Source organism: Pandoraea eparura, from assembly GCF_902459725.1.
Lineage (GTDB): Bacteria > Pseudomonadota > Gammaproteobacteria > Burkholderiales > Burkholderiaceae > Pandoraea > Pandoraea eparura.
The window spans coordinates 371,652-396,964 of the sequence record NZ_CABPSH010000004.1; the positions used below are offsets into that span (position 1 = coordinate 371,652).

Sequence of the window (25,313 nt, forward strand, 5' to 3'; positions counted from 1 at the left end):
AACTACATGGGGTCTAGCATGGCTGAAGTGGTAAAAAAAGAGCGGCCAGTCTACAGGAATATCGGTATCGGACAGATTGTCTCGTACCGTCTCCCGCTGGCTGGGATCGTGTCCATTCTGCACCGTATTAGCGGTGCGATCTTGTTCCTTCTGTTGCCGTTCGCGCTTTATTTGTTCGAACAGAGCCTCACGTCGGAACTCAGCTTCGACGTTCTGCGAAGCATCGCCTCCAACTGGTTTGTCAAACTCGTCATCCTGGCGCTGTCGTGGGGCTTCCTGCAGCACTTCTGTGCCGGCGTGCGCCATTTGCGCATGGACTTCAATCACGACGCCGTGAGCAAGGAAGGCGGCAAGAATTCGGCCGTGGTCGTGCTGGTCGTGTCGCTGGTGCTGACGCTGGCCGTCGCCCTCAAGCTGTTCGGAGCGTTCTAAGATGGCACAGAACAATATCGGTTCCAAGCGCCTGGTCGTCGGCGCAGGCTACGGCCTGCGTGACTGGATGGCGCAGCGCATGACCGCGGTCATCATGGCCGTGTACACCGTGATCCTGCTGGTGTGGTTCTTCACCGCCAAGGATTTCTCCTACGAAGGTTGGGCAAGCATCTTCTCGCATCAGTGGATGAAGCTGGCCACGTTCGTCACGCTGCTCGCCGTGTTCTATCACGCATGGGTCGGTGTGCGCGACATCTGGATGGACTACGTCAAGCCGGTCGGTGTGCGACTGGCGCTGTACGCGCTGACGATCGTCTGGCTGCTGGCTTGTGCCGGCTATGCCGCGCAGATTCTGTGGAGAGTGTAAAGAATGGCTGCAATTAAAAATTCGCTGCCGCGCCGCCGCTTTGACGTCGTCATCGTGGGCGCAGGTGGTTCGGGCATGCGCGCGTCGCTGCAACTGGCCAAGGCCGGTCTGTCGGTCGCCGTGCTGTCCAAGGTGTTCCCCACCCGTTCGCATACCGTGGCCGCTCAGGGCGGCATTGGCGCTTCGCTCGGCAACATGAGCGAAGACAACTGGCACTACCACTTCTACGACACCATCAAGGGCTCCGACTGGCTCGGCGACCAGGATGCGATCGAGTTCATGTGCCGTCAGGCGCCGAACGCCGTCTACGAACTGGAACACTTCGGCATGCCGTTCGACCGTAACCCGGACGGCACGATCTACCAGCGTCCGTTCGGCGGTCACACGGCCAACTACGGCGAGAAGCCGGTCCAGCGCGCTTGCGCGGCCGCCGACCGTACCGGTCACGCGCTGCTGCACACGCTGTATCAGCAGAACGTGGCCGCCAAGACGCACTTCTTCGTGGAGTGGATGGCGCTCGACCTGATTCGCAACGAAGACGGCGACGTGCTCGGTGTGTCGGCGCTCGAACTCGAAACCGGCGAAGTCTACCTGCTCGAAGCCAAGTGCACGCTGTTCGCGACCGGCGGTGCCGGCCGTGTGTACGCCGCCTCGACCAACGCGTTCATCAACACCGGTGACGGTCTTGGCATGGCCGCGCGTGCAGGCATTCCGCTCGAAGACATGGAATTCTGGCAATTCCACCCGACCGGCGTGGCCGGCGCGGGCGTGCTGATTACCGAAGGCGTGCGCGGTGAGGGCGGTATTCTGCGCAACTCGAACGGCGAGCGCTTCATGGAGCGCTATGCCCCGACGCTGAAGGATCTGGCGCCGCGTGACTTCGTGTCGCGCTCGATGGACCAGGAAATCAAGGAAGGCCGTGGCTGCGGCCCGAACGGCGACTACGTGCTGCTCGACCTCTCGCACATCGGTGCCGAGACGATCATGAAGCGCTTGCCGTCGATTCGCGAAATCGCTCTGAAGTTCGCCAACGTCGACGCGATCAAGGAGCCGATCCCCGTCGTGCCGACCATCCACTACCAGATGGGCGGTATTCCGACGAACTACAACGGCCAGGTCGTTGTGCAGAAGAACGGCGAATCGACCCCCGTCAACGGTTTCTACGCCGTAGGCGAGTGCTCGTGCGTGTCGGTCCACGGGGCCAATCGTCTGGGTACGAACTCGCTGCTCGACCTCGTGGTGTTCGGCCGTGCGGCCGGCAACCACATCGTCGACTTCGTGAAAAACCACGGCGAACACAAGCCGCTGCCTGCCGATGCGGGCGACAACGCCATGGCGCGTCTGGGCCGTCTGGAAGCATCAAGCTCGGGCGAGTACGCTCAGGACATCGCCAACGACATCCGTGCCACGATGCAAAAGCATGCCGGCGTGTTCCGCACGTCGGACCTGCTCAAGGAAGGCGTGGACGAGATCAAGCAAGTGGCCGAGCGCGTGTCGCGCGTTCACCTGAAGGACAAGTCGAAGGTGTTCAACACGGCGCGCATGGAAGCGCTGGAAGTCGACAACCTGATCGAAGTGGCCAAGGCCACCATGATCGCAGCCGAAGCCCGCAAGGAAAGCCGTGGCGCGCACGCGCACAGCGATTATCCGGAGCGCGACGACGCCAACTGGATGCGTCACTCGCTGTTCTTCAGCGAAGGCAACCGTCTGGATTACAAGCCGGTGCAGATGAAGCCGCTGACCGTCGACTCGGTTCCGCCCAAGGCGCGGACGTTCTAAGGGATTCGCAAGATCATGAAACGAATTTTTGAAGTCTACCGCTACGATCCGGACAAGGACGCCGCACCGTACATGCAGACCTACGAGGTTGAACTCGACGGTCATGAGCGCATGCTGCTCGACGCCCTGGTCAAGCTCAAGAAGCTCGATGAAGGCATTGCGTTCCGTCGCTCGTGCCGCGAAGGCGTGTGCGGCTCGGACGCGATGAACATCAACGGCAAGAATGGTCTGGCCTGCCTGACCAACATGAACGACCTGCCGAACAAGATCGTTCTGAAGCCGCTGCCGGGACTGCCCGTCATTCGCGATCTGATCGTCGACATGACGCACTTCTTCAACCAGTACCACTCGATCAAGCCGTACCTGATCAACCCCGAGCCGGCACCGGAGAAGGAGCGTCTTCAGTCGCCCGAGCAGCGCGACGAGCTCGATGGCCTGTACGAGTGCATTCTGTGCGCGTCGTGCTCCACGTCGTGCCCGAGCTTCTGGTGGAATCCGGATAAGTTCGTCGGCCCGGCCGGTCTGCTGCAGGCCTACCGCTTCATCGCGGACAGCCGCGACACGGCAACCGGCGAGCGTCTGGACAACCTGGAAGATCCGTACCGCCTGTTCCGCTGCCACACGATCATGAACTGCGTGGATGTGTGCCCGAAGGGTCTGAACCCGACGAAGGCCATCGGCAAGATCAAGGAGCTGATGGTGCGTCGCGCCGTCTGACCAAGCGATCATGCCGGATACCAATCACCAGTCCGATCCGGTCAAACGTGCCCGCCTGCGTTGGCGGGCACGCCGCGGTTTGCTGGAAAACGACCTCATTCTCGAACGCTTCTTCGCCAAGTACGAAGCCTCGATGACCGACGAGGATGTGGGCGCCCTCACCAGGTTGCTCGATTTGAGCGACAACGATTTGATGGATCTGCTGCTAGCGCGTACAGAGCCCGACGCGGATCTGGACGGGCCGGACGTGCAGCGCCTGCTGGCGCTTTTGCGTGCCGTGTAGGGGTTTAAGTATTTTTTTGAGGAAGCGATATGACTCCGTCTGATGTTAAAGCCACCCTATCTTTCTCTGACGGTTCGCCCAGCGTCGAACTGCCGATCTACCAGGGAACGATGGGCCCGGATGTAATTGACATCCGCAAGCTGTACGGCCAGACCGGCAAGTTCACGTATGACCCGGGCTTCATGTCGACGGCATCGTGCAATTCCGCCATCACCTACATCGATGGCGACAAGGGCGAGCTGCTGTATCGCGGCTACCCGATCGAGCAGTTGGCCACCCACTGCGACTTCCTCGAGAGCTCCTATCTGTTGCTCAAGGGCGAACTCCCGAACGCACAGCAAAAGGACGAATTCGTCAAGACCGTGACCCGTCACACGATGGTGCACGAGCAGATGAATTTCTTCTTCCGCGGCTTCCGTCGTGACGCGCACCCGATGGCAGTGTTGACCGGTTCGGTCGGTGCTCTGTCGGCGTTCTACCACGACTCGCTGGACATCAACAATCCGACGCACCGCGAAGTCTCGGCCATCCGCCTGATCGCCAAGCTGCCGACGCTCGTCGCCATGGCGTACAAGTACAGCATCGGCCAGCCGTTTGTGTATCCGCGCAACGACCTGTCGTACAGTGCGAACTTCATGCGCATGATGTTCGCCAACCCGTGCGAAGAGTATGAGGTCAACGACGTGCTGGTGCGCGCGCTCGACCGCATCCTGATTCTGCACGCCGATCACGAGCAAAACGCCTCGACCTCGACCGTGCGTCTGGCCGGTTCGTCGGGTGCCAACCCGTTCGCCTGTATCGCTGCCGGTATCGCATGTCTGTGGGGCCCGGCGCACGGTGGTGCGAACGAAGCCGCGCTGAACATGCTCGAGCAGATCGGTTCGCCGGAGAATATCCCCGAATTCATCAAGCAGGTGAAGGACAAGAACTCGGGCGTGAAGCTCATGGGCTTCGGTCACCGCGTGTACAAGAACTACGACCCGCGCGCCAAGCTCATGCGCGAGACGTGCTACGAAGTGCTCAACGAACTGGGCCTGCACGACGACCCGCTGTTCAAGCTGGCCATGCAGCTCGAGAAGATCGCCCTGGAAGACGAATACTTCGTGTCGCGCAAGCTGTACCCGAACGTCGACTTCTACTCGGGTATCGTTCAGCGCGCGCTGGGCATCCCGACGTCGATGTTTACCTGCATCTTCGCGCTGGCCCGTACCGTGGGCTGGATCGCGCAGTGGAACGAAATGATCGGCGAGCCGGACCAGAAGATTGGTCGTCCGCGTCAGCTGTTCATCGGCCACACGCCGCGCGAAGTCGCGACGATCGACAAGCGCTAAGCCTGTTGCAAGCGTTCGGCACGGCCCCTGCTTGCCGTGCCGGCACCGCAACCTTGCCGAAACGGCAAGGGCCCTGGTGCCGCAACGAGCGCGCGTTGCGCTATATTCGAAGCCACGGCACAAGCTGCCGTGATTCGCACAAATCCCCGGTTGATCGTGCGTTTACCGCCCGGTTTTCCGGGGATTTTGTCTTCCGCCGGCGCGAAAGCGCTATGGCATAATCAAAAGTTTACGGAACGAAGTCAGTTCCCACAACGATATTTAGCCCCGCGTTTTTATCATGGCCAAGACGCTGTATGACAAATTGTGGGATGCACATGTCGTGCATACCGAGGACGATGGCACTACGTTGCTCTACATCGACCGTCATCTGTTGCACGAGGTGACCAGTCCGCAGGCGTTTGAGGGGCTAAAACTCGCGCAGCGGCCGGTCTGGCGCCTGTCCGCCAACCTCGCCGTGTCGGACCACAATGTGCCGACCACCGACCGCTCGGAAGGCATCGCCGATCCGATTTCGCGTTTGCAGGTCGACACGCTCGACGCGAACTGCGACAGCTTCGGCATCACCCAATTCAAGATGAACGACCTGCGTCAGGGCATCGTGCACGTGATCGGCCCGGAGCAGGGCGCCACGCTGCCCGGCATGACGGTGGTCTGCGGTGACTCGCACACCTCAACGCACGGTGCGTTCGGCGCACTGGCGTTCGGCATCGGCACGTCCGAGGTCGAGCACACGCTCGCCACGCAGACGCTGCTCATGAAGAAGAGCAAGAACATGCTCGTGAAGGTCGAGGGTACGCTGCCGCGTGGTTGCTCCGCCAAGGACATCGTGCTGGCCGTCATCGGCAAGATCGGCACGGCCGGTGGCACGGGCTACACGATCGAATTTGCTGGCTCGGCGATTCGCTCGCTCACGATGGAAGGCCGGATGACCGTGTGCAACATGGCCATCGAGGCTGGCGCGCGTGCCGGCCTGGTGGCCGTGGACGACACCACGATCCAGTACGTGAAGGGCCGTCCGTTCGCGCCCGCAGGCGTGGAATTCCAACAAGCCGAAGCCTACTGGCGTACGTTCCACACCGATCCGGGCGCCGCGTTCGACCACGTCGTCGAGATCGATGCGAACACGTTGCGCCCGCAAGTGAGCTGGGGCACGTCGCCGGAGATGGTCGTGAGCATCGAAGACCGTGTGCCCGATCCCGAGAAGGAAAAGGACCCGGTCAAGCGCAGTGCGATGGAGCGCGCGCTCGAGTACATGGCGCTGACGCCGGACACGCCGATGGCCAGCATCAATGTCGACAAGGTGTTTATCGGGTCGTGCACCAACTCGCGTATCGAAGATATTCGCGCGGCGGCTTATGTCGTGAAGACGCTCGGTCGTCGTGTGGCGCCGAACGTGCGTCTGGCGATGGTCGTGCCGGGCTCGGGGCTGGTGAAGCACCAGGCCGAGCAGGAAGGGCTGGATCAGATCTTCAAGGCCGCGGGCTTCGAATGGCGCGAACCGGGTTGCTCGATGTGCCTGGCGATGAACGCCGACCGTCTGGAGCCGGGTGAGCGTTGCGCATCGACCTCGAATCGCAACTTCGAAGGCCGTCAGGGCGCGGGCGGGCGTACGCACCTCGTGAGTCCGGCGATGGCCGCCGCGGCGGCCATCGAAGGCCACTTCGTGGACGTGCGTCGCCTCGTTTGACGCCCGGGTATCGGGCGCGCATCGGCTCAGTGTCGGCTCAATATGGGCCGGCTATTGGGTTAACCGTCGTTTGACCTCGTCTTTGACAGAGAAAAAACCATGAAGAAACTGTGGATGTTGATCGGTGCGTTGCTGGTGCTGGGCGTGGCGGGGTGCAACACGATGGCGGGCCTCGGCAAGGATACGCAAGCCGCTGGCTCGGCCCTTGAGAACGCCGCGAAGAAGTGATGCGACGGTGCGCGTCGCGCAGGTAATCGCCCCGCGCGCGCACCCACGAAATTTCCGGCTCGGATGGCCAGGGTTCCTTGGGACCGGCCGCGGCCGAATTGTTTTGATCAGGTGGTTCGTGATGGAAAAATTTACCGTCCATACGGGGTTGGTGGCACCGCTGGATCGCGAAAACGTCGATACCGACGCGATCATCCCCAAGCAATTCCTCAAGTCGATCAAGCGCACGGGCTTCGGTCCGAACCTGTTCGACGAGTGGCGTTATCTCGATGTCGGGCAGCCGGGACAGGATTGCAGCACGCGTCCGCTCAACCCGAACTTCGTGCTCAACCAGCCGCGTTATCAGGGCGCGACGGTGTTGCTCGCGCGCAAGAATTTCGGTTGCGGCAGCTCGCGTGAGCACGCCCCGTGGGCGTTGCAGCAATTCGGCTTCCGCGCGGTCATCGCGCCGAGCTTCGCCGACATCTTCTTCAACAACTGCTACAAGAACGGGCTGCTGCCGATCGCGCTGTCCGAGATGCAGGTCGATCATCTGTTCAACGAGACGGCCGCATTCAACGGCTATCAGTTGACCATCGATCTGGACAAGCAGGCGGTGGTGACGTCCGACGGCCGCGCTTATGAGTTCGACATCGCGCCGTTCCGCAAGTACTGCATGCTGAACGGTTTCGACGACATTGGCCTGACACTGCGTCACGCCGACAAGATTCGCGCCTACGAGGCCGAGCGGCTCGCCAAGCAGCCGTGGCTCGCAACGCGTCTGCCGGGCTGAGGCCCGCGCACTCAAGGAGATCGCATGAAAATTGCAGTGTTGCCGGGTGACGGCATTGGTCCGGAAATCGTGACGGAAGCCGTCAATGTGCTCAATGCACTGGGCGAGACGTTCGAACTGGAAGAGGCGCCCGTCGGCGGCGCGGGCTACGAGGCCGCGGGTCACCCGCTGCCGGACGCCACGCTCAAGCTGGCCAAGGAAGCGGACGCCATCCTGTTCGGCGCCGTGGGCGACTGGAAGTATGATTCGCTCGAACGCGCACTGCGCCCCGAGCAGGCGATTCTGGGGCTGCGCAAGCATCTGCAGCTGTTCGCCAACTTCCGTCCGGCCATTCTGTACAAGGAGCTGGCCGACGCGTCGAGCCTGAAGCCGGAAATCGTGGCAGGGCTGGATATCCTGATCATTCGCGAGCTGAACGGCGACATCTACTTTGGTCAGCCGAAGGGGTTTCGCCGGTCGCCGGATGGCGCTTTCGAGGGCGCACGCGAAGGTTTTGATACCATGCGGTATAGCGTGCCGGAAGTCGAGCGTATCGCGCATGTCGCGTTCCAGGCCGCCGCCAAGCGCGACAAGCGTTTGTGCTCGGTGGACAAGGCGAACGTGCTCGAGACGTCGCAACTGTGGCGCGACACCATGATCGAGGTCGCCAAGCAGTATCCGGAGGTCGAACTCTCGCACATGTACGTCGACAACGCTGCGATGCAACTGGTCAAGGCGCCGAAGAACTTCGACGTCGTGGTGACCGGCAACATGTTCGGCGATATTCTGTCGGACGAGGCCGCGATGCTCACGGGGTCGATCGGCATGTTGCCGTCGGCGTCGCTCGACGCCAATAACAAGGGGCTGTACGAGCCGTCGCACGGCTCGGCGCCCGATATCGCCGGCAAGGGCGTGGCCAATCCGTTGGCGACGATCCTCTCGGCGGCCATGATGCTGCGCTACACGCTGGGCCGTGCGGAACAGGCCGATCGCGTGGAGAATGCGGTGAAGAAGGTGCTGGCGCAAGGATTGCGCACGCCCGACATCTGGCAGGAAGGCGCGACCAAGGTGGGTACGCGCGAGATGGGCGCGGCGGTGGTTGCCGCGCTATAACGTTGACGGGGCGTCGTGAGACGCTCCTCGGCGCAATTGCAACGATAAGAGAGTGGATAAATGAAAACCGTAGGTCTGGTAGGTTGGCGGGGCATGGTCGGTTCGGTTCTGATGCAGCGCATGCAACAGGAGAACGACTTCGCCTTGATCGAGCCGGTGTTTTTCAGCACCAGCAACGCGGGCGGCAAAGCCCCGTCGATGGCGAAGAACGAGACTTCGCTGAAAGACGCCAATGATGTCAACGAGCTGAAAAAATGCGACATCATCATTACCTGCCAGGGCGGTGACTACACCACCGAGATCTTCCCGAAGCTGCGCGCGGCGGGCTGGAACGGCTACTGGATCGACGCGGCCTCGACGCTGCGCATGAAGGACGATGCGATCATCGTCCTCGATCCGGTCAACCTCGATGTGATCAAGCACTCGCTCAGCAAGGGCACGAAGAACTTCGTCGGCGGCAACTGCACCGTGAGCTGCATGCTCATGGGTCTGGGCGGCCTGTTCCAGCACGGTCTGGTCGACTGGCTGACGTCGATGACGTATCAGGCGGCGTCGGGCGGTGGGGCGCAACACATGCGCGAGCTGCTCACGCAGTTCGGCAGCATCAACGCCGAAGTCAAGGCACTGCTGGACGATCCGCACTCGGCCATTCTCGAGATCGACCGCAAGGTGCTCGCGAAGCAGCACGCGCTCACGGCCGACGAGACCAAGCAGTTTGGCGTGCCGCTGGGCGGCAACCTGATTCCCTGGATCGACAAGGACCTGGGCAACGGTCAGTCGAAGGAAGAGTGGAAGGGCGGTGCCGAGACCAACAAGATCCTGGGTCTGGGCGACGGTTTCCCGAACACCCGCGCCATTCCGGTGGATGGCCTGTGCGTGCGTATCGGCGCGATGCGTTGCCACAGTCAGGCGCTGACCATCAAGTTGACGAAGGACGTGCCGTTAGATGAACTGACGGACATCATCGGCCAGGCGAACGACTGGGTGAAGGTGGTGCCGAACACGCGTGAGGCGTCGATGACCGATTTGACGCCGGCGGCGGTGACCGGCACGATGACGATTCCGGTCGGTCGCCTGCGCAAGATGTCGATGGGGTCGGAGTATCTGTCGGCATTCACGGTCGGCGATCAACTGTTGTGGGGCGCGGCGGAACCGCTGCGCCGCATGCTGCGCATCCTGCTCGACGCTTGAGCGTCGCAGCGCATCGGTAAGGCGTGAAGAACGGCGGCCCGCGAGGCCGCCGTCCGCGCTTTGGGAGGCACCCCTTGCAGCCGGGGCGGCCAGTGACAAACAACTGACAGGCCTGACAAGACACAGTGCGGAAATACTCGATCGGCAAGCGTGCAAACTCGTCCCGTAATTCGCTCCGCCTGAGCGCGGCAGCGGCCGTCTTGTGGAGCCTTGGGCTGCTCAACGCCGGGGCGGCGGAGTTCGGCCCGCAGCAGGTGCGCTCGGGCCCGGGCCAGCCATTGCGTGCCGTCATCGTGCTGGGCAACGTGTCGCCGGCGGAAGCCGACGGATTGTCGGTGAAGCTCGCGCCGCGCGACGCCTTCAAGCAGGCCGGTCTGCGCTACGATCCCACGCTCGACAAGCTCTCCGTGTCGGTCTCGCCGACCGGTGGGCGCCAGGCGGGCTACAGCGGCACGTACCTCGTGCATGTCGACTCGGCCGAGCCGATAAGTACCTCGTTCCTCGACCTGTTGCTGGTGCTCGAGTGGCGCACTGGCCGTCAGTCCAACGCCGTGACGCTGTCCGCCATCCCGGAACCGAGCGCAGCCCAACCGCAGGCCGTTGTCCCTGCGGCAGTGGCGAGTCAAGCCGCGCCCGCGACGTCCACGACGCCCGCACCCGCACCCGCGCCTGCGCCGGCCACGTCGGCCCAGCCGGGCAAGGCGTCTGCGACGGGCGTGGCGCGTGAGCGCAAGGTGGCGCGCGGCGATTCGCTGTCGTCGATTGCCCGTGAATTCACGGGCGGCGAAGGTGGCGTGACGTTGGCGCAGATGATGACCGCGCTGTTCGACGCGAACCGCTCGGCGTTCATCGGCGACGATCCGAATCGGCTGCGCCAGGGAGCGACGCTGACGCGACCGGCCGACGCGCAGGTGCAAGGGGTTCCGGCGGCGCAGGCACGCAAGTTCGTGTCGGCTGCGCGGGAGCAGTTTGACGCGTATCGCGCGCGGCTTGCCGAATCGACGGCGCAGCAGGCAGCACCGGCCGGAGGCCGCAGTGCACAGGGCGCGATCGAAGCGGGCAAGGCACCGGAAGCTGCCACGCCCGCGACACGCGATGAATTGAAGCTGTCGCGACCCGGGAAGGGAGGGGCGAGCGGCACGGCCGGTCGAACCGGCGGCAGCGAAGAAGCACAAATCGCCCAGAGCAAGGCACAGGCCGAGGCTCAGGGCAGGGTGAACGAGTTGCAGAAGAACGTTGCAGATCTCCAGAAGTTGTTGGCGCTGAAGAATCAGGCCGTCGCCAATCTGGAGCAGCAGGCCGCCACCGCTTCCGGGGCGACTGCGCAGGAAAAGACGGCGAAACCCGCCGAAGGCAAGGGCAATACACAGGTGGCATCGGTGACGGGCAAGCCGGCGCCGAATGCCGCCAATGATGCGGATAGGAAGGCAACCGACGCCGCTACCCGCGCAGACAGCGCAGGCATGGCGGCCGTCGCCTCAGCGGCAATGAGCGACGCCACGGCTGCCGCCTCTGCTGCATCGGCGGGCGCGACCGCATCCGAGGCGACGGCTGCGGTCGCGGGCCCGGCAAGCGACGTCGCTGCGGCGGCCGCTGCCAGTGCTGCGGTGGCACCGGCCAAGGCGGCGCCGAACGGCGTGATGAACTGGCGTGCCGTGAGTCAGAATCCGTATGTGCTGCCGGGTGCGGGTGTGCTGGTGGTGCTGCTCGGCCTGTGGGCGCTGATGCGCCGCGGCCGTGCCGCGGCGCCGCTGGAGCCGCCTGAGCCGTATGACGATGGGCGTGATGCGCACGATGGTCGCGACGCGTCGCAAGATGGTGCGCCGGAAGCCGAGCCGGCGTCGCACTGGATGGCCACGGCAGGTACGGCGGCGAGCGCGGGTGCCGCAGGCGCTGCGGCGCTGTATGCGGCCAACCAGGCGGACGCCGAAGACGCTCGGCCGCCGGTGCCCGAAGGCGCATGGTCGGCGTCGGACGAGGGCGTTGCCGCCATCGACGACGGACATCACACGCCCGCAGCCGCCGATGTCAATGGACGGGCGTGGGCCGCGGAGCCAGTGCATTCGGCCGACGCGCTCGACGACGAATTCGCCGGCAAGCACGCTGAGAAACACGACGGCAAACGCGCAGACAATCACGCCGACGGGGCCGGCAGCGAACATCGCGAAGATCTTAGTGTGCCGCCTGTGGCATTGGCGTCGGCGCAGATGTCCGAGTCGGCGGTTGATCCGTTGGTGGATGCTGAGGCGACACATGTCGCGCAAACGCCGGGCGAAGCCGCCAGCGAGCCGGAAATCGATTGGAACGCCGCGTTTGCTGAACAAGCCGGACAGGCTCGGGAATCTCACGAAGCCCCTGCCGCTCACGACGATCCGGCCGCAGCCAGCCTGTCGGCGCTCGAAGCGCTGGGCGCTGCCGCCGCCGTGGGTGGCGTGGCGGCCACGGCGGCGCGTGAGCCTGCGCCGAGCGCGTCCGCACCGGCCGAACCCGTCGATGCCGCTGAAGCCTCCGAAGCCACTTCAACGGCTTCAGCCCTTTCAGCGACTGAAGCTACTGAAGCACCGATTGCCGAGGTCTTGCCTGACGGCGGCGTCGCCGGCATGCTGGGCGATCTGGATCTGGCGATTCCGGGGCAGTCGGCCCAGGTCGGCACCATTTCCAGCGATGCCTTGCCGTCACTGACGAAGGGGATGGGCTCGGTGCAGTTCAAGATGGCACCGATGGACGATCCGCTGCGCTCGCACGCGAGCGCGGACGAGGCGTCCGACGAACCCGATGGCGAACTGAGCGATGCCGACTTCGACGCCGCGCTGCAGCAGGCCGGCAACACGCCCGCGGCACCGCGAAGCTATACGGATACCGCGCACGAGGCGCCATCACTCAAGCCGTTGTCGTTCGATCTCTCGGACTTCAGCCTCGATCTGAAGGGCGACGACGCGCAAACGATACCGGCGTTCGTGAGCGCACCGACGCTACCGGCCGACATCGGCGCCGAAGCCCTGATCGAGCACGATGTGCTGAATACGCCGGCACCGCAAACGCCGTATGCCGCGGAACCGGCGGCGCCGCAGATGCCGCAGGTGGTCGCGCCGGCACTGTCGGCAACGCCGGTGGCCCCGGTCGCGGTGCCGCCTGCCGAGCCGGCCGCGCCCGACGAATTCCATACCAAGCTCGAACTGGCTACGGCGTATCAGACCATCGGCGACGACGAAGGCGCGCGCGAACTGCTCGAAGAGGTGATCGCCGGCGGCGACGCCGCGCAGCAGTCCGTGGCCCGCACACGGCTGGCCGAGCTTGGCAAGTGACGACGCGAAGTTGACGCCACGACAGGCTGACGAACACACCACAGATTGACCGTAGTTTGGGGCGCTCGCAGGTTGAGCGCCCATTTTTCTTTTTCATATGCGAATCGCACTGGGCATCCATTACGACGGCACGGCGTTCTCCGGCTGGCAATCGCAGCCGCACGGCAACACCGTGCAGCAAACGCTCGAAGCCGCGATGCGGGAATTCGGCGGCGTTGCGCTGCCCACCACGGTCGCGGGCCGCACCGACACCGGCGTGCATGGCATCGGCCAGGTCGTGCATTTCGACACCGAACTCGACCGCGCGATGTTCTCGTGGGTGCGCGGTGTCAACGCGTTTCTGCCCAAGACGGTGGCCGTGCAATGGGCGCAGGCGATGCCGGATGACTTCCACGCCCGCTTCACCGCGTTCGAGCGCACGTATTTCTATGTGCTGTACGTGCACCCCGTGCGCTCGCCGTTGCTCGACGGCCGTTGCGGCTGGCTGCACACGCCGCTCGATCTCGAGGCGATGCGCGCTGCGAGCCGGGTGCTGGTGGGCGAGCACGACTTCTCGGCGTTCCGCTCGTCCGAGTGTCAGGCCAAGACGCCGGTGAAGCATCTGTACGCCATCGACATCGAGCAGCAGGGGCATTTCTTCGTGTTCCGCTTCCGGGCGAGTGCGTTCCTGCATCACATGGTGCGCAATATCATGGGCTGTCTGGTCGCCGTGGGCCGGGGGCGCCAGCCGGCGAGCTGGATGACGCACGTGCTCGCGAGTCTCGACCGTCGTCAGGCCGCCCCGACGTTCATGCCGGACGGGCTGTATCTGGCACGGGTGGGGTATCCTGAGCGTTTCGCCGTTCCCGAGCCCAACTGGGCTGCGTGGCCGTTCCCGATGCCGTGGGCAAGTTCATGAAATCCCGTACCCGAATCAAGATCTGCGGCCTGTCGCAGCCAGCCGACATCGATCACGCGGTGGCGCTGGGCGTCGACGCCATCGGTCTCGTCTTTTACCCGCCGAGCCCGCGCTACGTGGATCTGGCGCGCGCGGCCGAACTGGCCCGCCGGGTGCCGGCGTACGTGAGCCTGGTCGGGCTGTTTGTGAACGCGACGGCCGACGAGATCGCCCGGACGGTCGAGGCCGTGCCGCTCACCGCACTGCAGTTCCATGGCGATGAAACGCCGGTGCAATGCGCGGCGTTGTCGGCCGCCGCGGGCAACCGTCCGTACATGCGCGCCATGCGTATCGGCCCGGAGACGAAAGACAGCGGCGATTTGCTACAATTCGCCAATGCATACACCGCCGCGCAAGGCATCTTGCTCGATGCCCTGGTCGAGGGCTACGGCGGTGGGGGAAAGGTTTTCGATTGGTCACTTATTCCAAAAGACATCGCGCGTCGGGCCGTTTTGAGTGGTGGCTTGAACGCACACAACGTTGCTGAAGCCATCGGCCGGGTGACGCCTTACGCCGTCGACGTGTCGAGCGGTGTGGAGGCGTCGCGGGGCGTGAAGGATCACGCCCGCATGACGGCGTTCGTGCACGCGGTGCGTGCCGCCGACGCCGAATGAGCAACCCGCCGGGGCGGCCGCTTGAGCCGCGCACCGGTACTGCGAAGAGTGACGACCATGTACGATTTGCCTGACGCCCGCGGCCATTTCGGCCCGTACGGCGGTGTCTTTGTGGCCGAGACGCTGATTCACGCGCTCGACGAGCTGCGCGAGGCTTATGCCAAGTATCAGCACGATCCGGCCTTTCTCGAAGAATTCCATTACGAACTGAAGCACTACGTCGGCCGTCCGTCGCCGATCTATCACGCCAAGCGCTGGAGCCAGGAACTGGGTGGCGCGCAGGTGTACCTCAAGCGCGAAGACCTGAACCACACCGGCGCGCACAAGGTGAACAACGTGATCGGGCAGGCGTTGCTGGCCCGTCGCATGGGCAAGCGCCGCGTGATTGCGGAAACCGGCGCCGGTCAGCACGGCGTGGCCACGGCCACCATTGCAGCGCGCTTCGGCATGGAGTGTGTGGTCTACATGGGCGCGGAAGACGTCAAGCGTCAGGCGGCCAACGTCTACCGCATGCAACTGCTGGGCGCGACCGTGGTGCCGGTGGAGTCGGGCTCCAAGACGCTCAAGGACGCCCTGAACGAAGCCATGCGCGACTGGGTGACCAACGTCGAGAGCACGTTCTATATCATCGGTACCGTGGCCGGACCGCACCCGTATCCGATGCTCGTGCGCGATTTCCAGTGCGTGATCGGCGAAGAGTGCAAGGTGCAGATGCCCGAACTGGCCGGCCGTCAGCCCGATTACGTGCTCGCCTGCGTGGGCGGCGGCTCGAACGCCATGGGCATTTTCTATCCGTACATCGACGTGCCGGACGTCAAGCTCGTGGGCGTGGAAGCGGCCGGTGACGGTATCGAGACCGGCCGCCACGCGGCATCGATCATCGGCGGCACGCCCGGCGTGCTCCACGGCAACCGCACCTACCTGCTGCAGGACGCCAACGGCCAGATTACCGAGACGCATTCGATCTCGGCCGGTCTGGACTACCCCGGGGTGGGTCCAGAGCACGCATGGCTGCATGACATCAAGCGTGCCGAGTACGTGGGCGTGACCGATACCGAAGCCCTGCGCGCGTTCCATGACTGCTGCCGGATCGAAGGCATCATTCCGGCACTGGAGTCGAGCCACGCGCTCGCCTATGCGTGCAAGCTGGCGCCGACGCTGCCGAGCGATCAGATCGTGCTGGTCAATCTCTCGGGCCGCGGCGACAAAGACATGCACACCGTGATGGCGCTGGCCAAGCCCGCGCCGGGCGGGGCATAGCGGCACAGGCGGTATGGACGGTCAATGCCGTGCAGGTGGCGTCGCGAGACGCCATCGATGGCCGAACCGCAGATTCCACGATATCCCGTTTTCAGCCCCCGCAGCTCCCTGAGTTGCCTTAAGGACACCAGAACCCGCATGACCGATCTGACTGATCGCAAGGCACCGCTTGACGTCCTCGTGGGCGAGCGCCCCATGGACGCCACCGACGCCGCCGCCGCACGTCTCGAGGCCAGGGAAGCGGCCGGCGAGCTGCGCGCGCGTTGGGCGCCGGGCGACATCACCTTGCGTCATGCCGACTTTCTGGCGCACTTGCACGAACTGGACGACGGCAGCGTCGACCTGATTCTTGCCGACCCACCGTACGGGCTGGGCAAGGACTATGGCAACGATTCCGACAAGCGCTCCGGCGAGGACTTCCTCGGCTGGACGTATGGCTGGCTCGAAGCGGCGCTGCCGAAGCTCGCGCCGCGCGGCTCGCTGTACCTGTTCTGCACGTGGCAGTACGCCCCGGAGCTGTTCGTGTTCCTGAAGCAGCGCATGCTGATGATCAACGAGATCATCTGGGATCGCCGCGTGCCCAGCATGGGCGGGAGCACCCGGCGGTTCTCGTCGGTACACGACAATATCGGCTTTTTCGCGGTGTCGAAGGATTACTACTTCGACCTCGATGCGGTGCGCGTGCCGTACGACGCCGCCACGAAGAAGGCGCGCTCGCGCCGTATCTTCGAGGGCAGCAAGTGGCTGGAGCTGGGGTACAACCCCAAGGATCTGTGGTCGATCTCGCGATTGCACCGGCAAGACCCCGAGCGCGTCGATCATCCGACGCAAAAACCGCTGCATATCATCGAGCGCATGGTGCTGGCCAGTTGCCCGCCCGGCGGTCTCGTGCTCGACCCGTTCATGGGTAGCGGCACGACGGCCGTGGCTTGCGCGCTGCACGGCCGGCGTTTCGTCGGCTTCGAGCTGAACGCGCATTACCACGCGCTCGCCAACCAAAGACTTCAGAGACTTTCCGATCATGTCCCGCATTCAAGCGACGTTCCAAGCCTTGCAAGCGCAGGGTAAAAAGGGCCTCATTCCGTTCATCACCGCCGGCGATCCCGAACCGGGCTGGACGGTCAAGTTGATGCATGCGTTGGCCGACAACGGCGCCGACGTCATCGAACTCGGCGTGCCGTTCTCCGACCCGATGGCCGACGGCCCGGTGATTCAGCGCGCGTCCGAGCGCGCGCTGGCACGCGGCGTAAGCCTGGCCGAGGTGCTCGGCTATGTGGCGGTGTTCCGTCAGACCAACGACCGGACGCCGGTCGTGCTCATGGGCTACGCCAATCCGATCGAGGCGATGGGACTCGACACCTTCGCCGAGCGGGCCGCCAGGGCCGGTGTGGATGGCGTGCTGGTGGTCGACTACCCGCCCGAGGAGGCCGAGGCCTACGCGGGCGCGGTGCGCGCGCATGGTATCGATCCGATCTTCTTGCTCGCCCCGACGTCGACCGAGGCGCGGATGGCCGCCGTGGCGCGTCAGGCCAGCGGGTATCTGTATTACGTCTCCCTGAAAGGGGTGACGGGCGCTGCCAGCCTGGATCTGGACAGCGTGGCCGCGAAGATCCCGGAAATCAAGGCCGTCGCGCCCCTGCCGGTGGGCGTGGGCTTCGGTATTCGCGACGCCGCGACGGCACGCGCCATCGCGAGTGTGGCGGACGCCGTGGTCATCGGCAGCGCCATCGTGCAGCGTCTGGAGAACACGCCGCGTGATCTCGAAGGCCAGAACGCGGTAAAATCGCTCGCTGAATTCATCGGCGGTATTCGCCAGGCGCTCGACGAGGGCGCCAAATCGGCGTAAATTCGCGGCGTAAATTCGCGGCGTAAATTCGCGGCGTAAATTCGCGGCGTAAATTCGCGGCGTAATTTCGTCGGTATCGTCCGCGGCGACGATTCGCCGGCCCGCCCGGTGAAACGCTGAATTGACACGGCCGTGTTGCACGGTCGCCCGAAACGCCCGCCCCGTCTGGTGCGGGCGTTTGCCAAGGAGAAACTATGAGCTGGCTCGATAAGCTGCTGCCCCCGAAGATCAAGCAAACCGATCCGACGCAGCGCAACAAGAGCATCCCGGAAGGGCTGTGGATCAAGTGCCCGTCGTGTGAGGCGGTGCTGTATCGCAACGACGTGGAAGCGAATCTGCACGTCTGCCCGAAGTGCGATCACCATATGCGTATCGGCGCCCGTGCGCGTCTGGACGCGCTGCTCGATCCGGAAGGCCGTTACGAACTCGGCCAGGAGATCGTGCCGGTCGACGCGCTGAAGTTCAAGGACAGCCGCAAGTACCCGGACCGCATCAAGGAAGCGATGGACGACACCGGCGAGACCGACGCGATGGTGGTCATGGGCGGTGCGATCCACACGCTGCCGGTTGTGGTCGCCTGCTTCGAATTCGCGTTCATGGGCGGCTCGATGGGGTCGGTGGTCGGCGAGCGCTTCGTGCGTGGCGCGCAGAACGCACTGGAGCAGGGCGTGCCGTTCGTCTGCGTGACCGCTTCGGGCGGCGCGCGCATGCAGGAAAGCCTGCTCTCGCTCATGCAGATGGCGAAGACCACGGCCATGCTTACCAAGCTGTCCAACGCCAAGCTGCCGTTCATCTCCGTGCTGACCGACCCGACGATGGGCGGCGTGTCGGCCAGCTTCGCCTTCCTCGGCGACGTGGTGATCGCCGAGCCCAAGGCGCTGATCGGCTTCGCCGGCCCGCGCGTGATCGAGCAGACCGTGCGCGAGAAGCTGCCGGAAGGCTTCCAGCGCTCGGAGTTCCTGCTGCAAAAGGGCGCGATCGACATGATCGTCGACCGTCGCAAGATGCGCGAAGAGATCGCTCGCCTGATCGCCCTGATGCAGTGCCAGCCGGCGGACGCCGTCGCCTGAGCGCGGACGCTTCACGCGCGCGATGGCGTCGTGCGCCGCTGCGGTGCCCCAAAGGGCAGTGCAACGGCGTAGAATGTCGCAACGCCACGCCGCGCCGCGCATGCGGCGCTTGAACGCATCACTCAGCAGGATAGCAAGCGCGGACGTTACGTGACGTCCGCGTTTTTGTTTTTCTGCCCGACCATTCATGCCGACTTACTCCACTCTCGACGCCTGGCTCGCCCATCTGGAAACCGCCCACCCTGTGGGCATCGATATGGGCCTCACGCGCATTGGCCGCGTGAAAGCGGCTCTCGGACTGCAATTCCCGTGCCCCGTCTTCACGGTGGGCGGCACCAACGGCAAGGGATCGACCTGCGCGATCATCGAAGCCATCCTGCTCTCGGCGGGCTATCGCGTGGGCTGTCATACCTCTCCGCATCTGATCTCGTTCAACGAGCGAGCTCGCCTGAACGGCGAGAACGTCGACGACGCCACGCTGCTCAAGCATTTCGAGGCGGTCGAAGCCGCGCGCACTAGCTTCGACGAGCCGGTCTCGCTCACGTATTTCGAGTTCACCACGCTGGCGATCATGCACTTGTTCGCCACCGCTGGGCTCGATGCCGTGATTCTGGAAGTCGGCCTGGGCGGGCGCCTCGATGCGGTCAACATCGTCGATCCCGACTGCGCCGTTGTCACCAGCATCGACATCGATCACGCCCAGTACCTCGGGAACACGCGCGAGGCGATCGCCATCGAGAAGGCGGGCATTTTCCGCGCGGGCAAGCCGGCGATCTGCGGCGATCCGATGCCGCCGGCCACGCTGCTGGCCGAGGCGGAGCGTATCGGCGCGGACTTGTGGCTGTTCGGCCGCGATTTCAACTACCAGGGCGACAAGCAACAGTGGAGCTACGGCGGACGCCAGATGCGCCGCCCGGCGCTGGCCTATCCGGCCCTGCGCGGCGCGAACCAGTTGCTCAACGCGTCGGCGGCGCTGGCCGCGCTCGAATCGATGCGCGACACGCTGCCGGTGTCCGCGCAGGACATTCGTCTGGGGCTCGCATCGGTCGAGTTGCCGGGCCGGTTTCAGGTGCTGCCGGGGCGTCCGGCCGTGGTGCTCGACGTGGCGCATAACCCGCACGCCGCCGCCGCGCTCGGCCACAATCTCGATGGCATGGGTTACTTCCCTTACACGTATGCGGTGTTCGGGGCGATGGCTGACAAGGACATCGAGGGCGTGTTGCGGCATCTCATCGACAAGGTCGATCACTGGCGCCTGTGTGCGCTGCCGACCGAGCGTGCCGCGAGTCCGCAGATGTTGGAAGAGAAGCTACGTGCCGTGGGGTTCGCGCCGGACGCCGATCATTCGGTCGAAACCTTCGAATCCCCCGAGAAAGCCTATGCCGCCGCGCTCGAGCAGTGCGGGGAGAATGATAGAATCGTGGTTTTCGGATCGTTCTTTACGGTGGCAGGCGTCATGTCGCACCGCAAATTGCAGCGCCATTGACGCATGAGGGGCGTTTGCCGTGACATTGGCTTACGAGAAATGTCATGCGCAGGGGGCCGCCGATGCGCGATCATCATCCGTCCAACGACGCGAGTTACGACCTGAGCCAAGGGCCTATGGGATTGTTTTCCTTCCGCAAGAAAGACGCCGAAGCCGTTCCCCCCAAGCGCGGTAGCCGCCGGAGCGGCCGAACCGGCACCCGTGCGGCGGGAGGGGGCGAGTACAGCGAGCACGAGCAACTCGACCCGCTGCTGCCCGAGAAGCAACGCGCGCGCCGCCGACTGGTCGGTGCGTTGGCGCTGGTGCTCGCGGCCGTCATCATTCTGCCGATGGTGCTGGCGCCCGAACCAAAGCCGTCGGCCGACGACATCGCCATCCAGATACCCGGAAAAGACACCAACTCGCCGCCCGTGCGCGTGAAGCCTCAGGCGGCAGCCGCGCCGTCGACCGACGCGTCGCTCGACAAGGGCGAAGTGGCGCTCGACAGCAATACGTTGGCTGGTGCCAACGCGGCCAAGCCAGCCACGGCTACGCCCGCGACGCCCGCCCCGGCACCGACGGCCGTGCCGCCGGCCCCGAGTGCAGTGCCGGCACCGGTGGTGGCGCAAGCGCAGCCGGACACCAAGCCCGAGGCCAAGAAGCCGGAAGCGCATGTCGAGACGAAACCGGCCGCGAAGCCGGAGTCGCACGACACGCCAAAGGCGCAAGCCAAGGCGCAGCCGAACAACAACGTCGCCGATCCGATTGCGCAGTTCGCGCAGAACAATGCGACGACCAAGCCCGCCAAGTCGGCGGATAGTCACGACAGTGCGCAGAAGCCGGCGGCGTCTGGCGGCAAGTACCTGGTGCGCATCGGTGCCTTCTCGACGCAGGATCGCGCGCAGGCCTGGCTCGTCAAGCTCAAGCTCGTGAACGTGCCGAGCTATATGGTCAAGAGCAAGGTCGGCGGCCGTGAGCTTTACCTGCTGCGCGCCGGGCCGTTCCCCGATCGTCCCAGCGCGGAGGCGGCGGGCAAGAAGATTCGCGACGCCGGACTGACGGCGCAGGTCGCAGAGGCGGGCTGAGTTGAGCGATCCGGTGCATAGCGCTCTGCTGACCGTGGTGGATTACGCGGCCATCGCGGTCCTCCTCGGCTCGATGCTGCTGGGCATGCTGCGCGGTCTGGTGCGCGAGCTGTTCAATCTGGTGGGCTGGGTCGTGGCGTTCTTCGTGGCGCGTGCCTTCGGCCCGGATGTTGCGCATTGGCTGCCTGCCGATTTGCCCGGCGGCGAGATGACGCAGGGCGCCCTCGGTTTTCTGCTGGTGCTCGTCGCGGTGGTGTTCGGCGCGGGTATCGTCAGCGCGCTGGTGGGACGCATGACCGACATGATCGGTTTGCGCCCGGCCGATCGCGGACTGGGCATGCTGTTCGGCATCGTGCGCGGCATGTTGCTCTTGATGTTGTTGATGGTCGCCGCCAAGTTGACGGCATTGCCGCAACAACCGGTCTGGCAGCAGTCGCTGGTACGTCCGTGGGTGGAAGCGGGATTGTCGCGGCTCATGCCGTACCTGCCGGAGCCGGTGCAGCACTATCTGCACAATCCCGAAGCGGCGGTGCCGAGTGCCAATCCGCTGGGAACGCCGATTCCCTTGCCCCAGTTGGCGCCGTATCGCGGCACGCCGGAATCGGGCGGGTCGGCCCATCCAGATGGTGAGCGCGGTGGCGGGACTTCCGGAATGTCCGGGGTGTCAGGCACGGGCGGCTCGACGAGCGTGGGTGTGCTTGGCGGCGGCAGTCTCGGCACGGGACTGACGAGCGAGGGCCTGCATGGCCAGAGCACGACCGGTCAGTCGCAGGGGTGGGGCATGCGCAGCGGCGCGGCGGGAGGGGCGGGTGGATCGGCCACGCCGTCGACCGGCCTGCACAAGGTTTCCGAATGACGGATAATACGGTCCGTTAGTTGCAGATTTCGATGTTTTTTGAAGGATTCATGCCATGTGTGGCATCGTCGGTGTAGTTTCCAAGTCCCCGGTCAACCAGTTCATCTACGATAGTCTGCTGCTGCTGCAGCACCGCGGCCAGGACGCCGCCGGTATCGCGACGACGGATGGCCACTCCTTCTACATGCACAAGGGCAACGGCATGGTGCGGGACGTGTTCCGCACGCGCAACATGCGCGACTTGCCAGGCAACGTCGGTATCGGTCAGGTGCGTTACCCGACGGCCGGTTCATCGAGCGCCGCACAGGCCCAGCCGTTCTACGTGAATGCGCCATACGGCATCGTGCTTGCCCACAACGGCAACCTGACGAACTGGGAACAGCTCAAGGACGAGATGTTCCGTGTCGATCGTCGCCACATCAACACCACCTCCGATTCCGAAGTGCTGCTTAACGTGCTCGCGCACGAACTGCAGGACAGCGCGCGTGATGGCCTGAGCGTCGGGTCGTTGTTCGAGGCGGTGGGCAAGGTGCATGGCCGGTTGCGCGGCTCGTACGCCATCGTCTCCATCATTTCCGGCTTCGGTCTGCTCGCGTTCCGCGATCCGCACGGCATCCGCCCGTTGTGCATCGGCCGCTTCGACGGCCCGAACGGCACGGAGTGGATGGTGGCGTCGGAGTCGGTGGCGCTCGAGGGCATGGGCTTCGCGTTCGAGCGCGACGTCAAGCCGGGCGAGGCGGTCTTCATCAGCAACGACGGCGAACTGTCGTCGCAGTTGTGCGCCGAAGCCGCATCGTTGCATCCGTGCATTTTCGAACTCGTGTACCTGGCCCGTCCGGACTCGGTGCTCGACGGCGTGCCGGTCTACGATGCGCGCCTGCGCATGGGCGACTACCTCGCCGAGAAGATTCGCCGCGAAATCGACTACCAGGACATCGACGTCGTCATGCCGATCCCGGACTCCAGCCGTCCGGCCGCGATGCAGGTCGCCAAGCGACTGGGCCTGAACTATCGCGAGGGCTTCTTCAAGAACCGCTACGTCGGCCGTACCTTCATCATGCCCGGCCAGGCGATGCGCAAGAAGTCGGTGCGCCAGAAGCTCAACGCCATGCGCGTCGAGTTCAAGGACAAGAACGTGCTGATCGTCGACGACTCGATCGTGCGCGGCACGACCAGTCAGGAAATCGTGCAGATGGCGCGTGACGCCGGCGCTCGCAAGGTGATCTTCGCATCGGCCGCACCGCCGGTGAAGTTCCCGAACGTGTATGGCATCGACATGCCCACGCGCAGCGAGCTGGTGGCCCATGACCGCAGCGATGCGGAAGTGGCGCGCATCATCGGCGCGGACGAACTGATCTATCAGGACGTCGAGGACATGAAGGCCGCCGTGCGTGACATCAACCCGGCGCTGGCCGACTTCGACGCCTCGTGTTTCGACGGCAACTACATCACGGGCGACGTCACGCCAGAGTACCTGAATCGTCTGGAACAGCAGCGCAAGGCGCCGAAGGCGCCGGTGGTGGAGTCTGGCGAAGGCGACGACAATGAGCCGCGCGGAGCGCAGCTCGGCCTCTGAGTCGAACCGGGGCAGGCCGGCGGCGGGGATTTTCCTTCCCCGCCTGCAACGTGCTACACTCGATTTCACGTCGATTTGATTTCAGCTTGCGGACGTGGGGATCTTCCCCGAAACAGCTAAAGCGAGGCCTAGACAGATGGATTTCGAGCCCGTTTTGCTGACCAGCGAAACGGGCTTTTCTTTTTTTGGCCGGCGGTCGGGCCAACCTGATGACGAGACACACGATGGACTCCTTCGACTTCGATACCCTGGCGGTGCGCGCAGGCACGCAGCGCTCCGAATTTGGTGAGCATTCCGAGGCGCTGTACCTGACCTCGAGCTTCGTATTCAAGAGCGCGGCCGAGGCCGCCGAACGCTTTGCGCATTCGGAGGAGGGCTTCACCTACTCGCGCTTTACCAACCCGACCGTGTCGATGTTCCAGGATCGTCTGGCCGCGCTTGAGGGCGGTGAGGCCTGCATGGCGACCGCCTCGGGCATGAGCGCGATCGTCTCGGTGGTGATGGCGGCGCTGTCGGCCGGCGATCACCTCGTGAGCTCGCAGAGCATTTTCGGCTCCACGCTCAACGTCTTCTCCACGATCTTCAACCGCTTCGGTGTCGAGACGACGTTCGTCGACCCGACCGATCTCGACGCCTGGCGTGCCGCGATCCGTCCGAACACGAAGATGTTCTTCCTCGAGACGCCGTCCAACCCGCTCACCGACATCGCCGACATTGCTGCCATCGGTCAGATCGCGAAGGAAGCGGGGGCGTTGTTCGTCGTCGACAACTGTTTCTGCACGCCGGCGCTGCAACGGCCCATCGAGTACGGCGCGGACGTCGTCGTTCACTCGGCGACGAAGTTCCTCGACGGTCAGGGCCGCGTGCTCGGCGGTGCGATCGTCGGCACGAAGGAATTCATCATGGGCAAGGTGTTCACATACGTGCGCAGCGCGGGCCCGACGCTGTCCGCGTTCAACGCCTGGGTGTTGCTCAAGGGACTGGAGACGTTGTCGCTGCGCGTCGAGAAGCAATCGGAGAACGCGCTGGCGATCGCACAGTGGCTGGAGCAGCAGCCGCAGGTCGGCCGCGTGTTCTACCCGGGACTGCCGTCGCACCCGCAGTACGCGCTCGCACAGCGCCAGCAGAAGGCTGGGGGGGCGATTGTCGCGTTCGAACTCAAGGGCGCCACGCCCGCCGAGCAGCGTGAGAACGCCTGGCGTGTGATCGACAACACGCGCGTGTGCTCGATCACGGGCAACCTTGGCGATACGCGCACGACGATTACGCATCCGGCGAGTACCACGCACGGCCGCATCACGCCGCAGGCGCGTGCCGCGGCGGGCATCACCGAAGGCCTGATCCGTCTGGCGGTCGGTCTGGAGTCGCCGGCCGATATCCGGGCCGATCTGGCTCGCGGTTTCGTGCGCTGAGCGGA

General features: G+C 64.5%; 23 protein-coding genes. All 23 read left to right on the forward strand.

Features of this window, described 5'->3' with window-relative positions; genetic code table 11:
• The first annotated feature begins 18 nt into the window (after positions 1–18).
• The 23 genes from sdhC (at position 19) to PEP31012_RS12455 (ending at position 25,308) form a co-directional block, all read left to right on the forward strand.
• The gene (gene sdhC / locus PEP31012_RS12345; protein ID WP_150589616.1) at positions 19–432 is read left to right on the forward strand and encodes a succinate dehydrogenase, cytochrome b556 subunit; all 414 of its coding nucleotides are present in this window, start codon (positions 19–21) and stop codon (positions 430–432) included.
• A 1-nt stretch (position 433) separates the two neighbouring features.
• The gene (gene sdhD, locus PEP31012_RS12350) at positions 434–799 is read left to right on the forward strand and encodes a succinate dehydrogenase, hydrophobic membrane anchor protein (protein ID WP_150589617.1); all 366 of its coding nucleotides are present in this window, start codon (positions 434–436) and stop codon (positions 797–799) included.
• Between the two features lie 3 nt (positions 800–802).
• Positions 803–2,578 carry a succinate dehydrogenase flavoprotein subunit gene (sdhA, locus tag PEP31012_RS12355; protein WP_150589618.1) on the forward strand — a complete coding sequence of 592 codons (1,776 nt, stop codon included), beginning with the start codon at positions 803–805 and terminating at the stop codon, positions 2,576–2,578.
• A 12-nt stretch (positions 2,579–2,590) separates the two neighbouring features.
• Positions 2,591–3,295, forward strand: a complete 705-nt coding sequence (locus tag PEP31012_RS12360; RefSeq protein ID WP_026131782.1) for a succinate dehydrogenase iron-sulfur subunit — start codon at positions 2,591–2,593, stop codon at positions 3,293–3,295.
• A 10-nt stretch (positions 3,296–3,305) separates the two neighbouring features.
• Positions 3,306–3,578 carry an FAD assembly factor SdhE gene (locus PEP31012_RS12365; RefSeq protein WP_150589619.1) on the forward strand — a complete coding sequence of 91 codons (273 nt, stop codon included), beginning with the start codon at positions 3,306–3,308 and terminating at the stop codon, positions 3,576–3,578.
• A 29-nt stretch (positions 3,579–3,607) separates the two neighbouring features.
• On the forward strand, positions 3,608–4,909 hold the full coding sequence (locus PEP31012_RS12370) for a citrate synthase (protein ID WP_150589620.1): 1,302 nt from the start codon (positions 3,608–3,610) through the stop codon (positions 4,907–4,909).
• A 280-nt stretch (positions 4,910–5,189) separates the two neighbouring features.
• The gene (leuC, locus tag PEP31012_RS12375) at positions 5,190–6,599 is read left to right on the forward strand and encodes a 3-isopropylmalate dehydratase large subunit (RefSeq protein ID WP_150589621.1); all 1,410 of its coding nucleotides are present in this window, start codon (positions 5,190–5,192) and stop codon (positions 6,597–6,599) included.
• A 99-nt stretch (positions 6,600–6,698) separates the two neighbouring features.
• Positions 6,699–6,827, forward strand: a complete 129-nt coding sequence (locus PEP31012_RS12380) for an entericidin A/B family lipoprotein (RefSeq protein ID WP_150589622.1) — start codon at positions 6,699–6,701, stop codon at positions 6,825–6,827.
• Positions 6,828–6,948: 121 nt separating this feature from the next.
• Positions 6,949–7,599: a 3-isopropylmalate dehydratase small subunit gene (leuD, locus tag PEP31012_RS12385; protein WP_150589623.1), complete on the forward strand. Its 651-nt coding sequence runs from the start codon at positions 6,949–6,951 to the stop codon at positions 7,597–7,599.
• A gap of 24 nt (positions 7,600–7,623) precedes the next feature.
• On the forward strand, positions 7,624–8,691 hold the full coding sequence (leuB, locus tag PEP31012_RS12390; protein WP_150589624.1) for a 3-isopropylmalate dehydrogenase: 1,068 nt from the start codon (positions 7,624–7,626) through the stop codon (positions 8,689–8,691).
• Positions 8,692–8,751: 60 nt separating this feature from the next.
• Entirely contained in the window at positions 8,752–9,882 is a 1,131-nt protein-coding gene (gene asd / locus PEP31012_RS12395; RefSeq protein ID WP_150589625.1) for an aspartate-semialdehyde dehydrogenase, read from the forward strand.
• Positions 9,883–10,007: 125 nt separating this feature from the next.
• A complete protein-coding gene (locus tag PEP31012_RS12400) occupies positions 10,008–13,187 on the forward strand; it encodes a motility hub landmark protein FimV (protein WP_150589626.1) in 3,180 nt (1,059 codons plus the stop codon).
• A gap of 97 nt (positions 13,188–13,284) precedes the next feature.
• Entirely contained in the window at positions 13,285–14,085 is an 801-nt protein-coding gene (gene truA / locus PEP31012_RS12405) for a tRNA pseudouridine(38-40) synthase TruA (RefSeq protein WP_150589627.1), read from the forward strand.
• Positions 14,082–14,738, forward strand: a complete 657-nt coding sequence (locus PEP31012_RS12410) for a phosphoribosylanthranilate isomerase (protein ID WP_150589628.1) — start codon at positions 14,082–14,084, stop codon at positions 14,736–14,738. The genes truA and PEP31012_RS12410 overlap by 4 nt, the downstream gene beginning before the upstream one ends.
• A gap of 57 nt (positions 14,739–14,795) precedes the next feature.
• On the forward strand, positions 14,796–15,998 hold the full coding sequence (trpB, locus tag PEP31012_RS12415; RefSeq protein ID WP_150589629.1) for a tryptophan synthase subunit beta: 1,203 nt from the start codon (positions 14,796–14,798) through the stop codon (positions 15,996–15,998).
• Between the two features lie 195 nt (positions 15,999–16,193).
• Positions 16,194–17,066: a DNA-methyltransferase gene (locus PEP31012_RS12420; RefSeq protein ID WP_150589688.1), complete on the forward strand. Its 873-nt coding sequence runs from the start codon at positions 16,194–16,196 to the stop codon at positions 17,064–17,066.
• Positions 17,020–17,844, forward strand: a complete 825-nt coding sequence (gene trpA / locus PEP31012_RS12425) for a tryptophan synthase subunit alpha (RefSeq protein ID WP_150589630.1) — start codon at positions 17,020–17,022, stop codon at positions 17,842–17,844. Before PEP31012_RS12420 ends, trpA begins: the two co-directional genes overlap by 47 nt.
• Before the next feature lie 194 nt (positions 17,845–18,038).
• Positions 18,039–18,914, forward strand: coding sequence for an acetyl-CoA carboxylase, carboxyltransferase subunit beta (accD, locus tag PEP31012_RS12430; protein WP_150589631.1), 876 nt, complete (start codon positions 18,039–18,041; stop codon positions 18,912–18,914).
• 187 nt (positions 18,915–19,101) lie between these two features.
• Positions 19,102–20,400, forward strand: coding sequence for a bifunctional tetrahydrofolate synthase/dihydrofolate synthase (gene folC, locus PEP31012_RS12435; RefSeq protein WP_150589632.1), 1,299 nt, complete (start codon positions 19,102–19,104; stop codon positions 20,398–20,400).
• A gap of 116 nt (positions 20,401–20,516) precedes the next feature.
• Positions 20,517–21,464: an SPOR domain-containing protein gene (locus PEP31012_RS12440; RefSeq protein ID WP_174978215.1), complete on the forward strand. Its 948-nt coding sequence runs from the start codon at positions 20,517–20,519 to the stop codon at positions 21,462–21,464.
• Position 21,465: 1 nt separating this feature from the next.
• Positions 21,466–22,320, forward strand: a complete 855-nt coding sequence (locus PEP31012_RS23835; protein ID WP_246171260.1) for a CvpA family protein — start codon at positions 21,466–21,468, stop codon at positions 22,318–22,320.
• 55 nt (positions 22,321–22,375) lie between these two features.
• Positions 22,376–23,896, forward strand: a complete 1,521-nt coding sequence (purF, locus tag PEP31012_RS12450) for an amidophosphoribosyltransferase (protein ID WP_150589634.1) — start codon at positions 22,376–22,378, stop codon at positions 23,894–23,896.
• A gap of 224 nt (positions 23,897–24,120) precedes the next feature.
• On the forward strand, positions 24,121–25,308 hold the full coding sequence (locus PEP31012_RS12455; protein WP_150589635.1) for an O-succinylhomoserine sulfhydrylase: 1,188 nt from the start codon (positions 24,121–24,123) through the stop codon (positions 25,306–25,308).
• Positions 25,309–25,313 lie beyond the last annotated feature (5 nt).

Coding starts and splice junctions, on each gene's coding strand:
- folC (WP_150589632.1), top strand. CDS start 19,102: ATGCCGACTTACTCCACTCTCGACGCCTGGCTCGCCCATCTGGAAACC.
- PEP31012_RS12440 (WP_174978215.1), top strand. CDS start 20,517: ATGGGATTGTTTTCCTTCCGCAAGAAAGACGCCGAAGCCGTTCCCCCC.
- accD (WP_150589631.1), top strand. CDS start 18,039: ATGAGCTGGCTCGATAAGCTGCTGCCCCCGAAGATCAAGCAAACCGAT.
- leuD (WP_150589623.1), top strand. CDS start 6,949: ATGGAAAAATTTACCGTCCATACGGGGTTGGTGGCACCGCTGGATCGC.
- sdhC (WP_150589616.1), top strand. CDS start 19: ATGGCTGAAGTGGTAAAAAAAGAGCGGCCAGTCTACAGGAATATCGGT.
- trpA (WP_150589630.1), top strand. CDS start 17,020: ATGTCCCGCATTCAAGCGACGTTCCAAGCCTTGCAAGCGCAGGGTAAA.
- asd (WP_150589625.1), top strand. CDS start 8,752: ATGAAAACCGTAGGTCTGGTAGGTTGGCGGGGCATGGTCGGTTCGGTT.
- sdhD (WP_150589617.1), top strand. CDS start 434: ATGGCACAGAACAATATCGGTTCCAAGCGCCTGGTCGTCGGCGCAGGC.
- PEP31012_RS12455 (WP_150589635.1), top strand. CDS start 24,121: ATGGACTCCTTCGACTTCGATACCCTGGCGGTGCGCGCAGGCACGCAG.
- PEP31012_RS12420 (WP_150589688.1), top strand. CDS start 16,194: ATGGACGCCACCGACGCCGCCGCCGCACGTCTCGAGGCCAGGGAAGCG.
- PEP31012_RS12380 (WP_150589622.1), top strand. CDS start 6,699: ATGAAGAAACTGTGGATGTTGATCGGTGCGTTGCTGGTGCTGGGCGTG.
- PEP31012_RS12410 (WP_150589628.1), top strand. CDS start 14,082: ATGAAATCCCGTACCCGAATCAAGATCTGCGGCCTGTCGCAGCCAGCC.
- leuC (WP_150589621.1), top strand. CDS start 5,190: ATGGCCAAGACGCTGTATGACAAATTGTGGGATGCACATGTCGTGCAT.
- sdhA (WP_150589618.1), top strand. CDS start 803: ATGGCTGCAATTAAAAATTCGCTGCCGCGCCGCCGCTTTGACGTCGTC.
- PEP31012_RS12365 (WP_150589619.1), top strand. CDS start 3,306: ATGCCGGATACCAATCACCAGTCCGATCCGGTCAAACGTGCCCGCCTG.
- PEP31012_RS12370 (WP_150589620.1), top strand. CDS start 3,608: ATGACTCCGTCTGATGTTAAAGCCACCCTATCTTTCTCTGACGGTTCG.
- leuB (WP_150589624.1), top strand. CDS start 7,624: ATGAAAATTGCAGTGTTGCCGGGTGACGGCATTGGTCCGGAAATCGTG.
- purF (WP_150589634.1), top strand. CDS start 22,376: ATGTGTGGCATCGTCGGTGTAGTTTCCAAGTCCCCGGTCAACCAGTTC.
- trpB (WP_150589629.1), top strand. CDS start 14,796: ATGTACGATTTGCCTGACGCCCGCGGCCATTTCGGCCCGTACGGCGGT.
- truA (WP_150589627.1), top strand. CDS start 13,285: ATGCGAATCGCACTGGGCATCCATTACGACGGCACGGCGTTCTCCGGC.